Annotated in this window: 9 protein-coding genes; all 9 read left to right on the top strand. The window is 62.7% G+C overall.

What is annotated here, in order from left to right; translation table 11 throughout:
- Positions 1-119 precede the first annotated feature (119 nt).
- The 9 genes from G9X64_RS29620 (at position 120) to G9X64_RS29660 (ending at position 13,260) form a co-directional block, all read left to right on the top strand.
- Positions 120-2,009 carry an ABC transporter ATP-binding protein gene (locus G9X64_RS29620; RefSeq protein ID WP_168310376.1) on the top strand — a complete coding sequence of 630 codons (1,890 nt, stop codon included), beginning with the start codon at positions 120-122 and terminating at the stop codon, positions 2,007-2,009.
- On the top strand, positions 2,009-3,916 hold the full coding sequence (locus G9X64_RS29625; RefSeq protein ID WP_171377963.1) for an ABC transporter substrate-binding protein: 1,908 nt from the start codon (positions 2,009-2,011) through the stop codon (positions 3,914-3,916). Before G9X64_RS29620 ends, G9X64_RS29625 begins: the two co-directional genes overlap by 1 nt.
- A 3-nt stretch (positions 3,917-3,919) precedes the next feature.
- The gene (locus tag G9X64_RS29630) at positions 3,920-4,918 is read left to right on the top strand and encodes an ABC transporter permease (RefSeq protein ID WP_017957812.1); all 999 of its coding nucleotides are present in this window, start codon (positions 3,920-3,922) and stop codon (positions 4,916-4,918) included.
- The gene (locus tag G9X64_RS29635) at positions 4,918-6,090 is read left to right on the top strand and encodes an ABC transporter permease (RefSeq protein WP_168315224.1); all 1,173 of its coding nucleotides are present in this window, start codon (positions 4,918-4,920) and stop codon (positions 6,088-6,090) included. Before G9X64_RS29630 ends, G9X64_RS29635 begins: the two co-directional genes overlap by 1 nt.
- 96 nt (positions 6,091-6,186) lie before the next feature.
- A complete protein-coding gene (locus tag G9X64_RS29640; RefSeq protein ID WP_171377964.1) occupies positions 6,187-7,395 on the top strand; it encodes a glycosyltransferase family protein in 1,209 nt (402 codons plus the stop codon).
- Between the two features lie 9 nt (positions 7,396-7,404).
- Positions 7,405-8,652, top strand: a complete 1,248-nt coding sequence (locus G9X64_RS29645) for a glycosyltransferase (protein ID WP_171377965.1) — start codon at positions 7,405-7,407, stop codon at positions 8,650-8,652.
- Positions 8,649-9,794: a glycosyltransferase family protein gene (locus G9X64_RS29650; RefSeq protein WP_246271066.1), complete on the top strand. Its 1,146-nt coding sequence runs from the start codon at positions 8,649-8,651 to the stop codon at positions 9,792-9,794. The genes G9X64_RS29645 and G9X64_RS29650 overlap by 4 nt, the downstream gene beginning before the upstream one ends.
- 182 nt (positions 9,795-9,976) lie before the next feature.
- Positions 9,977-12,691, top strand: a complete 2,715-nt coding sequence (locus G9X64_RS29655) for an ABC transporter transmembrane domain-containing protein (RefSeq protein ID WP_171377967.1) — start codon at positions 9,977-9,979, stop codon at positions 12,689-12,691.
- 101 nt (positions 12,692-12,792) lie between these two features.
- Positions 12,793-13,260 (top strand): cyclic nucleotide-binding domain-containing protein, encoded by a 468-nt coding sequence (locus G9X64_RS29660; RefSeq protein ID WP_020052920.1) that lies wholly within the window; start codon positions 12,793-12,795, stop codon positions 13,258-13,260.
- Positions 13,261-13,464: the final 204 nt, after the last annotated feature.

Genomic DNA, 13,464 nt, shown 5'->3' on the forward strand with positions numbered 1-13,464 from the left:
CCCGGGGAACTTCGGCGGGACGTGCTGGTTTATCTATGATTGTCATCAGCTAGACACCCTGTTTGCGGTACGCTAGTGTGCCTTAACGGGAACATAGAAGACTGGGGAATTTCATTGGTATGGCGTCTGCAGCGGATCTGTTGCGTATTGAAAATCTCGACGTCTCCTTCTCGGTTTTCGGTGACCGGCTACGCGTCGTAAAACAAGCCAATCTTCGCATTCTTCCGGGCAAGGTCACCGCTCTCGTCGGTGAATCCGGCTCCGGAAAATCGGTGATCAGCCAGTCGATCATGGGCATCCTGCCCAATCCGGCCAAAGCCTCGGGCAGTATCCTTTTCACCGATCCGCTCGACGGCAGCACGACCGATATCCTGTCCTTTCCGCGAGACAGCGAGGAAATGCGCGACCTGCGCGGCCGGCGCATGGCGACGATCTTCCAGGAGCCGATGACCTCGCTCTCGCCGCTGCATACGATCGGCAATCAGATCAGCGAGGTGCTGCTGATCCATACCGAGGCCGACAAGCAGGAAGCCCGTGAAAAGACCGAGGAGATGCTCGGCCTGGTCGGCTTCTCCAATCCACATCGCACCTATGACATGTATCCGTTCGAACTGTCCGGCGGCATGCGCCAGCGCGCGATGATCGCCATGGCGCTGATCTGCAAGCCGGCGCTGTTGATCGCCGACGAGCCGACGACGGCGCTCGACGTGACGATCCAGGCGCAGATCCTGGAACTGCTCCGCGAGCTGCAGGCCAAGCTCGGCATGGCGATGCTGCTGATCACCCACGATCTCGGCATCGTCGCCAACATGGCCGACGAGGTGGTCGTCATCTATCACGGCGAGATCATGGAAGCAGGACCGGTCGAGGATATCTTCCGCAATCCGCAGCATCCCTATCTCAAGGGCCTGATGGCCGCCGTTCCGCATTTCGACATGAAACCCGGCGAGCGGCTGAAGGCGCTGCGCGATGTAAAGGTCAATCTCGAGTCTCTGGTCGGCAAGAAAAAGCCGCTCCAGGCGGAGGCGCCGGGCATCCTGCTGTCCGTCGCCAATCTCTCGAAGACCTACAAGACGCGCAAGCGCAGTTTCTTCGGCAAGCACGAAGCCACCGTCCTGCGCGCCGTCGACGACGTCAGCTTCGACATCCGCCGCGGCGAATGTCTGGGCCTGGTGGGCGAGTCCGGCTGCGGCAAGACGACGCTCAGCAAGATCCTGATGCGCGCCATCACGCCGGACAGCGGCGCGGTGGTGTTCAATGACGGCAAGGAGGTCGTCGACGTCCTCTCCGTCAAAGGCTCAGAACTGCAGGACATGCGGACCAAGATCCAGATGGTGTTCCAGGACCCGGTCTCCTCGCTCTCGCCACGCATGACGGTGCGCAACATCTTAAGTGAACCGCTCGAGATCCATGACCGCGGCGACAGTGACGAGCGCAAGCGCAAGGTCGAAGGGCTGATGGCGGCAATCGGTCTCGACAAGCGTTATCTCAGCCGTTACCCGCACAGTTTTTCGGGCGGCCAGCGCCAGCGCATCGGTATCGCGCGGGCTCTCGCACTCGGCCCGAAGCTCGTCATCCTCGATGAGCCGGTCTCGGCGCTCGACGTCTCCGTGCAGGCGCAGATCCTCAACCTGTTGAAGGACCTGCAGAAGGAACTGGGGCTGACCTACCTGTTCATTTCGCACAATCTCGCCGTCGTCGACTATATGGCCGACCGCATCGCGGTGATGTGCAAGGGCCGCATCGTCGAGATTGCGCCGCGCGAGATCATCCTGCGCGATCCGGTGCACCCCTATACGAAATCGCTGCTCGCCGCCGTCCCCTTCCCCGATCTCGACCGGCCGCTCGATTTCAAGGCGCTCAGGGAAAACGGCGCCGCCGACAAGCAGAACTGGGGCGCGACCTTCACCGCCGAGCATGACGACGCTTCCGAACTTGCCTATGCCGACCTCGGCGACGGCCATCTGGTGCGCGCCCGCAAAGGCGCCGATGCCAAGGAGTTGCGCTGATGGTGACGCGTCGCATTTTTCTGGGCGGCCTCGTCGGCGCGGCGATCGCGCCCGCGGTGCTTCGGGCCGAACAGGTCGGCGAGCCGGAATTCCTGAAGGAGCGGCTGGCATCAGGTAGCCTGCCGCCGATGGCCGAGCGCATTCCCGCTCGCCCGCGCATCGTCAACCTGAAGGAGATGGGGCTGCAGCCCGGCACCTATGGCGGCACGGTGCGCACCATCATCGGCGGCCAGCGCGACATCCGGTTCATGACGATTTACGGCTATGCCCGCCTGGTCGGCTATGACAAGCACCTGCACTTCCAACCGGATATTCTGGCCGATTTCCACGCCGAGGACGAGAGGGTCTTCACTTTCACGCTACGCGAAGGTCATAAATGGTCAGACGGCCAGCCGTTCACGGCCGACGATTTCCGCTATTGGTGGGAAGACGTCATCCTGAACGAGAAGCTAACGCCAGGCGGCGGCGCGCTGGAGCTTCGTCCGCATGGCAGCCTGCCGCGCTTCGAGATGCTCGATCCGCTGACGGTGCGCTACACCTGGGAAAAGCCCAACCCGATGTTCCTGCCGACCCTGGCGGGGCCCTTGCCCCTCGTCATCGTCGGGCCGGCGCATTACCTGAAACAGTTCCACAAGAAGTTTCAGTCCGACGAAGCGAAGATGGAACAGATGATGAAGGCCAGCCGCGTCAAGAAGTGGCAGGACCTGCACATCAAGATGGCGCGCTCGTACCGTCCTGAGAATCCGAACCTGCCGACCCTCGATCCCTGGCGCAACACGACGCCACTGCCGGCCGAGCAATTCGTCTTCGAGCGCAACCCGTTCTTCCACCGCGTCGACGAGACCGGCAGGCAGCTACCCTATCTCGACCGTTTCGTCCTTAACGTCTCCTCCTCGTCGATCATCGCCGCCAAGGCGGGGGCCGGCGAAGCCGACCTGCAGGTGACCGGCATCGATTTCAACGACTACACCTTCTTGAAGGAGGCCGAAAAGCGCTTCCCGGTGAAGGTCAATCTCTGGAAGCTCGCGCGTGGCTCGCGCATCACGCTGCTGCCGAACCTCAACTGCGCCGACGAGGTGTGGCGCGGCCTTTTCCGCGACGTGCGCCTGCGCCGGGCGCTGTCGTTGGCGATAAACCGGCACGAGATCAACATGGTCGCTTTTTACGGTCTGGGAACGCCGAGCGCCGATACCGTCCTGCCCGATAGCCCGCTCTTCAAGCAAGAATATGCCGATGCCTTCGTGAAGTTCGATCCCGACGAAGCCAACCGCCTGCTCGACGAACTCGGCTTGACCAAACGCGGCGACGACGGCATTCGGCTGCTGCCGGACGGGCGTCGCGCCGAGATCACCGTCGAGACCGCCGGCGAGAGCAATCTGGACACCGACGTGCTGGAACTGGTGCGAGATCACTGGGCCAATATCGGCCTGGCGCTTTATACCCGGACCTCGCAGCGCGATGTCTTCCGCAATCGCGCCATGAGCGGTTCGATCATGATGTCGATCTGGTACGGCCTCGACAATGGCGTGCCGACCGCCGACATGTCGCCGGCCGGCCTTGCGCCCACACTCGACGATCAGTTGCAATGGCCGCTCTGGGGCATGCATTACCTCTCCGCCGGCCAGGAGGGGGTCGCACCCGACCTGCCGGAGGCAGCCGAGCTGGTCAACCTGCTCAGCCAATGGGGCTCGACGGCGAAGTTCGAGGAACGCCAGGCGATCTGGCACAGGATGTTGTCGATCTATACGCAGCAGGTCTTCTCGATCGGCCTCATCAACAGCACGCCGCAGCCGATCCTTCGCGCCGCCAAGCTGCAGAACCTGCCGGAGAGAGCGCTCTACGGCTTCGACCCCACCTCCTATCTCGGCGTCTACATGCCGGATGCATTCTGGTACAAGGAGGCCTGAGGCGTGCTCAGATACATTCTCTGGCGCATCGCCGCCATGGTGCCGACGCTCTTCGTCATTTCGGCGCTGGTCTTCACCATCATCGAGCTGCCGCCGGGCGACTTCTTCGAGAGCCAGATCGCCGAGCTGCGGGCCTCCGGCGAGACCGCCAATCTCCAGGAAATCGAAGAGATGCGCCAGCAATACGGCTTCGACAAGCCGGAAATCGTGCGCTATTTCTATTGGGTCGGCGGCATGCTGCACGGCGATTTCGGCTATTCCTTCGAATACCAGCTCCCGGTCTCGGACGTGGTCGGCGAACGGCTGTGGCTGACGATGCTCGTCTCCTTCACGACGATCTTGCTCACCTGGCTGATCGCCTTTCCAATCGGCATTTATTCGGCGACGCACCAGTACAGCTGGAGTGATTACGGGCTGACCTTCCTCGGCCTGCTCGGCATCGCCATTCCGAACTTCATGCTGGCGCTGATCCTGATGTATTTCGCCAATGTCTGGTTCGGTCTGTCGATCGGCCATCTGATGGACCAGCAATATCTCAACGCGCCGATGAGCTGGGAAAAGGCGAAGTCGATCCTCGGCCATCTTTGGATCCCCGTCATCATCGTCGGCACCGCCGGGACGGCCGGCATGATCCGGCGACTGCGCGCCAATCTTCTCGACGAGATGCAGAAGCAATATGTGACGACTGCGCGGGCCAAGGGCCTGCATCCGATGCGGGCCTTGGTCAAATATCCGCTGCGCATGGCGCTCAATTTCTTCGTCGCCGATATCGGCTCGATCCTGCCGTCGATCATTTCGGGCGCCGAAATCGTGGCGATCGTCCTGTCGCTGGAAACGACCGGGCCGATGCTGATCAAGGCGCTGCAGAGCCAGGACATGTATCTCGCCGGCTCCTTCCTGATGTTCCTGGCCTTTCTCAACGTCATCGGCGTACTGATCTCCGATATTGCCCTCGGCTTCCTCGATCCCCGCATCCGTCTGCAAGGCAGGAGCACCAAATAATGTCGCCCCTTCCCGCACCCGGCGCGCCGCTGCCGCACTACGTCTCGACCGCTCCCTTCGATCCCCAGGCGACCGAAAACTTGACGGCGGCGCAATCGCGCATCCATCTCGCCTCGCAGAAGCAGCTGATGTGGTGGAAGTTCAAGCAGCACAGGCTGGCCTTGATCTCCGGCATCTTTCTCGCCGCCGTCTACCTGATGATTTTGATCGTCGAGTTCCTGGCGCCCTACGGGCTGCACACGCGCAATGTCGATTTCATCCATGCGCCGCCGCAGCGCGTCCACTTCTTCGACAAGGGCAGCTTCGTCGGTCCCTTCGTCTACGGCCGCAGCATGACGCTCGATATCGACACGCTGCACCGGGTCTATACCGACAGGCCGAACGACGTGCAGCCGATCCGTTTCTTCTGCCGCGGCGATGCCTATAAGTTCTGGGGTCTTGTCACGTCCAACTATCACCTCGTCTGCCCGGCGGTCGGCGGCCAGATGTTCCTGCTCGGCACCGACCGGCTCGGCCGCGACGTGCTCTCGCGCATCCTCTACGGGGCGCGGATATCGCTGACCATCGGTCTGATCGGCATTTCGATCAGTTTCGTGCTCGGCATCATCATCGGCGGCCTCGCTGGCTATCGCGGCGGCGTTTTCGATCTCATCGTCCAGCGCCTGATCGAAGTGCTGCAATCGCTGCCGAGCCTGCCGCTGTGGATGGCGCTGGCCGCCATCATGCCGGTGACGTGGAGCCCAATCGTCATCTATTTCGGCATCACCGTCATCCTCGGCATCATCGACTGGACGGGGCTGGCGCGTGCCGTACGCTCCAAACTCCTGGCGTTGCGCGAGGAGGATTATGTCCAGGCCGCGCAGCTGATGGGCGCCAGCACGCCGCGCATCATCGGCCGGCATCTGGTGCCGGGCTTCATGTCGCATCTCATCGCGTCGGCGACGATTTCAATTCCCGGCATGATCCTTGGAGAGACCGCGCTCTCCTTCCTCGGCCTCGGCCTTCGTCCGCCGATCACCAGCTGGGGCATTCTGCTGACCGAGGCAAAAAGCGTCAGCGTCATCGCCTTCTATCCCTGGCTGCTCTACCCGATCATTCCTGTTGTTCTTGTCATTTTGGCGTTCAACTTTCTGGGAGACGGCTTGCGTGATGCGGCAGATCCCTACAAATAGCAGGAAACGCGGCGGCCCATCACGGCACCGCCCCCGCCTCTTGGCCTCCGGACGGTGGGGGCACAAAGTATGTTGCTGACCCCAGAAGGGATGCCCATGTCCAGACGTCTCGAAGATGCGCGCATCCTCATGTACAGTCACGATACTTTCGGTCTCGGTCATCTGCGCCGCTGCCGCGCCATCGCCCACGCGCTGGTCGAGGATTATCGCGGCCTCAACATTCTGATCATTTCGGGTGCCACGATCGCCGGCGCCTTCGACTACCGCGCCCGCGTCGACTTCGTGAAGATCCCGAGCGTCATCAAGCTCCGCAACGGCGAATATACGTCGCTCGCCAGCCATATCGACCTGCACGAGACGCTGAAGATGCGCGAATCGAGCATTCGCCACACGGCCGAGACCTTCCAGCCCGATATCTTCATCGTCGACAAGGAACCGATGGGATTGAAGGGCGAGGTCGAGGATACGCTCGCCTATCTCAAGGCCCGCGGCACCGTCCTGGTGCTGGGGCTTCGCGAGATCATGGACGCCCCGCATCTGCTCGAGGCAGAGTGGAAGAAGAACAGCATCATGCAGAAGATCGACCAGTATTACGACAGCGTCTGGGTCTACGGTCCGCCTGACTTTTACGATCCGCTGATCGGCCTCGACGTGCCGGCCAGCCTGCGCCGGAAGATGGATTTCGTCGGCTTCCTGCAGCGCAGCGTTTCCAGGGGCAAGACCTCGATCAACGCCCGCAAGGACAATTACATCCTCGTCACAACAGGCGGCGGCGGCGACGGCTCCGATCTCGTCCACGACGTCATGAATGCCTACGAGGCCGACCCGACGCTGACGCAGAAGGCGCTCGTGGTGCTCGGGCCCTATATGCCGGCCGCCGAGCGCGCCAAGCTGGTGCAGAAGGGGGAAGCCATTCCCTATATCGAGGTGATCGAATTCGACAATCACATGGAAGAGCTGATCGACAGCGCTACCGGCGTCGTCGCCATGGGCGGCTACAACACCTATTGCGAGATCCTCTCCTTCGACAAGCCGGCCCTGATCGTGCCGCGCGTCAAGCCGCGCGAGGAGCAGCTGCTGCGCGCGAAGCGCGCGAGCGAGCTCGGCCTCGTCGACATGCTGCTGCCGGACCAGTCGGTCGATCCGACCATCATGGCCGAGGCGCTGAAGCGCCTGCCCTTGCGCCAGCCACCGTCGAAGAGCGGCGGCAATATGCGTCTCGAAGGCCTGGACCATATCTCGCAGACCGTCGGCCGGTGGATCGACGGCCGCGGCAGCCATCTTTCCCTCGTCGGCGCGGAATAGGGCAAAGCCTTGCCGCCACGCCGCAAGATCCTCGTCGTTCTGAAGGGCTATCCCCGCCTTTCGGAAACCTTCATCGCCCAGGAACTGCTCGGCCTCGAAAAGGCCGGCTTCGACCTGACGCTGATTTCGATGCGCCGGCCGACCGACAAGAAGCGCCATCCCGTGCATGACGAGATCCGGGCGCGCGTCGTCTATCTGCCGGAATATCTGCACGAGGAGCCGATCCGCGTGCTGAAGGGCCTCATCGCCGGTTTCTCCAAACCCGGCTTCAAGGCGCTGATGAAACGCTTCCTCGCCGACCTCAAGCGCGACATCTCCCGCAATCGCTTCCGCCGTCTCGGCCAGGCGCTGGTTCTCGCGCGCGAATGGCCGGACGGGGGTGAATGGCTGCATGCCCACTTCATCCACACGCCGGCCTCGGTGACGGAATATGCGAGCATCCTGACGGGCACGCCCTGGACCTGTTCGGCGCATGCCAAGGACATATGGACGTCGCCCGACTGGGAGCTCAACGAGAAACTCGGCAGCGCCCGCTGGACCGTCACCTGCACCAGGACGGGCTACGATCATATGCGGACGCTGACATCACGCAAGGCGGCCGTGCACTTGAGCTACCACGGTCTCGATCTCGCCCGTTTCGGCCATTTTGCCGGCGAGCGCTCGAACCGGACCGGCAGCGACCCCGACGACCCGGCCTTCATCCTCAGCGTCGGCCGCGCCGTCGAGAAGAAGGGCTACGACGTGCTGCTGCGTGCGCTGGCGCTGCTGCCCGCCGACCTTCATTGGCGCATGGACCATATCGGCGGCGGCGAGGAGCTTGCGAAACTGAAGGCGCTGGCCACCGAACTCGGCATTTCCGGCCGCATCGTCTGGAAGGGCGCCATGGCGCAGGAAGACGTGCTCGATCATTACCGCCGCGCCGACCTCTTCGCGCTCGCCTGCCGCATCGCCGCCAACGGCGACCGCGACGGCCTGCCGAACGTCCTGGTCGAGGCCTCGAGCCAGCGGCTCGTCTGCCTCTCGACCGAAGTATCCGCCGTGCCGGAGCTCCTGAAGAACGGTGAAAACGGCCTCGTCGTGCCACCGGAGGACCCGGCGCTGCTGGCCGGAGCGCTGGAGGCGGCGATCCGCGACCCGGCACTGCGCAAGCGCCTCGGCGATGCAGCCGAAAGCCAGGTGCGCGAATATTTCGACTATCACTCCAGCATCAGACAGCTCACCGGCCTGTTCGAGGCCGAATGGCAGAAGGCGTCATGACGGCACCGCGTATCTTCTTCTACGTCCAGCATCTGCTCGGCATCGGCCACATAGCCCGCGCCAGCCGCATCGCCAATGCTCTGGTCAAGGACGGTTTTGACGTGACTGTCGTGACCGGCGGCCTGCCGGTGCCGGGCTTTCCCGGCGAGGGCGTGAAGACGGTGGCATTGCCGGCGGTCGTCGCCAGCAATGCCGGCTTCTCCGGTCTCGCCGATGCCGATGGCCGGCCGGCGGGCGAAGATTTCCTCCATGCCCGCCGCCAGCTGCTGCTTGACGCCTTCAACGCCGCAAGGCCGGATGTCGTCATCATCGAAGCCTTCCCCTTCGGCCGGCGACAGATGCGCTTCGAACTCCTGCCGCTGCTTGCGGCGATCGAAAAGGCCGAACCGCGGCCGAAACTCTTGAGCTCGGTGCGCGACATCCTGCAGGAAAACCGCAAGGCCGGCCGCGACGCGGAGACCGTCACGCTGGTCAAGGATCATTTCGATGCCGTGCTCGTCCACGGCGATCCCGGTTTCGTCAGGCTGGAGGACACCTTCCCACTGACGTCAGAGATCGCCGACAGGCTGCGTTATACCGGCCTCGTCGCGGCCCCGCCGCCGCCGGAACCGACCGAGACATTCGACATCATCGCATCGGCGGGCGGGGGCGCGGTCGGCGCCGCCCTGATCGGCGCGGCAAAAGAGGCGGCAGCGCTGCTGCCGGACAATCTTCGCTGGCTGCTGGTCGCCGGCCCGAACCTGCCTGAAGCCGATTTCGCCGCGCTGTTAGAGGACGCGGCGGCGAATGTGACGCTGGTGCGCTTCCGCAAGGATTTTCCCTCGCTGCTGCGCGGCGCCAAGGTCTCGATCTCGCAGGCAGGCTATAACACGGTCGGCGACCTGCTGCGCACCGAATGCCGGGCGATCCTCATCCCCTTCGTCGCCGGCGGCGAGACCGAGCAGACGGTGCGCGCCGAACGGCTGCGGGCGCTCGGCCTCGCCGATATCCTGCCGGAAGACGGACTGACGTCGAGCCATGTGAAGGAGGCGGTCGAAAAGGCGCTCGCCGCACAGCCACGGGGGCCGGCCTTGCTCGACCTCGACGGGGCGGAGAAAACCGCCCGCATCATTCGCTCCATGATTGCCGAATCCCTCGCCTAATCCAAAATTCCTGTGATATAAGAAATGTTCCGGCGAGAATCGGCATTTCTGCGGCCGGTCGCTTCGCCTTGTTTTCATTGCGATATCGGCGGTCCGGCTGCATGATCCTGTTCTCAAAATTCCTTCCCGTCCCGGCGCCCGGACCGCGCCCCCGGAATTTCCCAGCAAGCTGACGGTTAGCCATGGAAAAAAGCCTCGCCCGCTACATCTGGAAGAACACGCGGCTGCAGCAGCTGTGGATTCTAGCTGTCGTCGCCGCATCGATGGTGCCCTACTTCCTGTCCTTCGACCTGCCGAAGCAGATCGTCAACGGACCGATCCAGGGTGACGGCTTCGAAGGTCCGGGCGCAACGCAGACCTTCATGCACATTGCCTACGACCTGCCGCTGATCGGCCATGTCGAGTTCTTTCAAGGGTTGCAGCTCAACCGCTTCCAGATGCTGATGGCCCTCAGCCTGGTGTTCCTGGCGCTGGTGGTGCTGAACGGCCTCTTCAAGTTCTACATCAACACCTATAAGGGCCGGCTCGGCGAGCGCATGCTGCGCCGTATCCGCTTCGAGCTGATCGACCGGGTGCTGCGCTTCCCGCCCATTCACTTCAAGCGGGTGAAATCGGCCGAAATCGCCACCATGATCAAGGACGAGGTGGAGCCGATGGGCGGCTTCACCGGCGATGCCTTCGTCTCCCCTGCCCTTCTCGGCGGCCAGGCGATCACGGCGCTCGTCTTCATCATCGTCCAGAATTTCTGGCTTGGTATGATCGCCGCCGGCATCGTCGGCGTTCAGGCGGTCGTCATTCCCCGCATGCGCAAGCGCCTGCTGGAACTCGGCCGCCAGCGGCAGCTGACGGCGCGCGAACTCTCCGGCCGCGTCGGCGAAATCGTCGAGGGCATCGGAACGATCCACGGCAACGACACGTCCAACCTCGAAAGGGCCGACATCGCCTCGCGGCTCGGCCGGATCTTCTCGATCCGCTACGACCTTTACCAGTGGAAGTTCCTGGTGAAGTTCATCAACAACTTCCTCGCCCAGGTCACGCCGTTCCTGTTTTACGCGATCGGCGGCTATCTGGCGCTCCAGGGCCGGCTCGACATCGGCCAGCTTGTCGCCGTCATATCGGCCTACAAGGACCTGCCCGGCCCGCTGAAGGAACTGATCGACTGGGATCAGATGCGCCAGGACGTGCAGGTGAAATACCAGCAGGTCTACGAACAGTTCAACGTCGAGCCGCTGATCGACAGCCGCATCCAGGAACTCGCAACCGCCCCGGTCGGCCCGCTGACTGGCGCGTTCGTCATCACCAATCTGACGCTCTCCGACGACAGCGGCGCCCGCATCGTCGACCACGTCTCCGTCGAGATCAAGCCGAATGAAACGGTAGCGATCGTCGGGCCGAACGGCAGCGGCGCTGAAGCCTTCGCCGAAGCGCTCGGACGCATGGTCTGGCCGGACTCCGGCCGTATCACCATCGACGGACGCGATCTCCTGGAGCTGCCGGAATCGATTACCGGCCGGCGGATCTCCTATGCCTCGGCGGACACTTTCTTCTTCCACGGGACGCTCGCCAGCAATCTGCTCTACGGCCTGAAACATGCGCCGATGACCGATCCGATTTACGACGAGCGGGAAGCACTGGAGTATAAATGGCATTCCGCCGAGGCGGAAAAGGCCGGCAATCCGACGCTCGACCTCAACAGCGACTGGGTGGACTACAAGGCTGCCGGCGCCAGCGGGCCCGAGGACCTCTTGAAAGCGATCCGCCCGGTGCTCGACGCCGTCCTGATCTCGCAGGACATCCTCGATCTGGCGCTGCGCTCGACAGTCAATACGAACGTGCATGTGGCGCTCGGCGACCACGTCGTGGCGCTACGCGCCTCGCTCAGGGACCGGCTGCGCGACGAGGGGCTTGACACAATCGTCGTGCCTTTCGATTTCGACGCCTATAACGCCCAGGCAACGGTCGGCGAGAACCTGCTCTTCGGCACGATGAAGCGGCCGCTGATGACCAACCGGAGGCTGGCCGCCCATCCCTATTTCCAGCAGCTCTTCCGTGAGACCGGCCTCAGCACCGATCTCTACGCCATGGGCCTCGAGATCGCCGAGAACGCGGTGGAACTCTTCCACGACCTGCCGCCGGACCATCCTTTCTTCCAGCAGCTGACCTTCATGACGGCGGACGACATCCCGACCTATCAGGCGCTGCTGCAGAAGCTGCAAAGCCGCCGCTTCGAGGACGCCACGCCGGAAGAACGTTCGGCCATCATCCGGCTGAGTTTTGCCTATATCGAGCCGCGCCACCGCTTCGGCTTGCTGCCGAACGAGCTCATGGACAAGATCGTCAGCGCCCGCAAGCAGTTCCACGAGCATATTCCGGCCGATCTCGCCGAGCTGATCGAGCGCTACGACGCCGAGCGTTTCACCCCGTCGGCAAGCCTGATGGACAATGTGCTCTTCGGCCGTATCGCCTATCAGCAGGCCGACGCCTCCGACCGTATCCGCGGCATCATGGGCGAACTCTTCGATGCGCTCGATCTTTATGACGACGTGCTGTCGATTGGCCTCGAATTCGACGTCGGCTCCGGCGGCAAGCGACTGACCATGGTGCAGCGCCAGAAGCTGAACCTGGCCCGCGCGCTGTTGAAGCGTTCGGATTATTTCATCTTCAACCGGCCGCTGTCGGCGCTCGACCAGCGCGTTCAAGATCAGATCACCCGCAACATCATCGAGGGCCTGCACGAAGAAGGCCATCGGCCGGCGATCATCTGGGTGCTCTCCAACGCCCGGCAGGCTGAGATGTTCGACCGGATCCTGCTCTTTGACCGCGGCGGATTGGCGGAAGCCGGAAACTATCCGGAACTTTCCGAGAAAAACGGGATGTTCAAGGAACTGTTATCGTAATATTCTATAGGGGCGGCGATATGGGCGTTCCCGAAGGGACGCCTTGGAGTTTTGAAGACGCCTGGTCCCCGCGGACCCTGCGTCAGGGGATTGAAACGCTCATGCTGTTGAGAGACGAAGTCGAAATGCTGCGACGGGTGCCGATCTTTTCAAGGATCGCGCCGGCAAAGCTCAAGCTTTTGGCCTTTACCTCCGATCGCATGACCTACAAGGCCGGACAGGACCTCTTCCATCAAGGCGATGTCGGTGATGCCGCCTATGTCGTCCTTTCGGGCACCGCCGATATCGTCGTCGCATCGCCGGCGGGCGAGATCAAGGTCGCTGACGTCGAACCCAATTCCATCGTCGGCGAAATCGCCATCCTCTGCGATGTCTCGCGCACGGCAACGGTGCGCGCCACCTCCTCGCTAGAGGTGCTGCGCATCAGCAAGGAGCACTTCCTGAAGCTGCTCAGCGATTTCCCGGAAATGGCCGTGGAAATCATGCGGGTGCTGGCCGACCGCCTGAACCACACCACCGCGGAACTAACCGCGGCCCGGGCGGCGAAGCAGCCCCAGATGGCGCAGTAAGGTTTTCCAGGATTTCGCCGGCCATTTCCGTGCGCCTGGACGAGGCGCAAAATTCCAGCTGTTGATTTTTGGCGAACATGACAGATCACCATAAAAGATGTGGGTGAGATGACCGGTTCGTGCGTTCCAGCAATTCGTCCAGGCCGGCCGATCTCCGGCTGATCGACAAGAAAATCGGCTGACTCTCCACCTCGTCAAGCTGAC

It is taken from the genome of Rhizobium sophorae, assembly GCF_013087515.1.
GTDB lineage: Bacteria > Pseudomonadota > Alphaproteobacteria > Rhizobiales > Rhizobiaceae > Rhizobium > Rhizobium sophorae.

Bases quoted from the DNA above. Each gene is read 5' to 3' on its own strand.
- G9X64_RS29620 (WP_168310376.1), top strand. From the start codon at position 120: ATGGCGTCTGCAGCGGATCTGTTGCGTATTGAAAATCTCGACGTCTCC.
- G9X64_RS29625 (WP_171377963.1), top strand. From the start codon at position 2,009: ATGGTGACGCGTCGCATTTTTCTGGGCGGCCTCGTCGGCGCGGCGATC.
- G9X64_RS29635 (WP_168315224.1), top strand. From the start codon at position 4,918: ATGTCGCCCCTTCCCGCACCCGGCGCGCCGCTGCCGCACTACGTCTCG.
- G9X64_RS29640 (WP_171377964.1), top strand. From the start codon at position 6,187: ATGTCCAGACGTCTCGAAGATGCGCGCATCCTCATGTACAGTCACGAT.
- G9X64_RS29650 (WP_246271066.1), top strand. From the start codon at position 8,649: ATGACGGCACCGCGTATCTTCTTCTACGTCCAGCATCTGCTCGGCATC.
- G9X64_RS29655 (WP_171377967.1), top strand. From the start codon at position 9,977: ATGGAAAAAAGCCTCGCCCGCTACATCTGGAAGAACACGCGGCTGCAG.
- G9X64_RS29660 (WP_020052920.1), top strand. From the start codon at position 12,793: ATGCTGTTGAGAGACGAAGTCGAAATGCTGCGACGGGTGCCGATCTTT.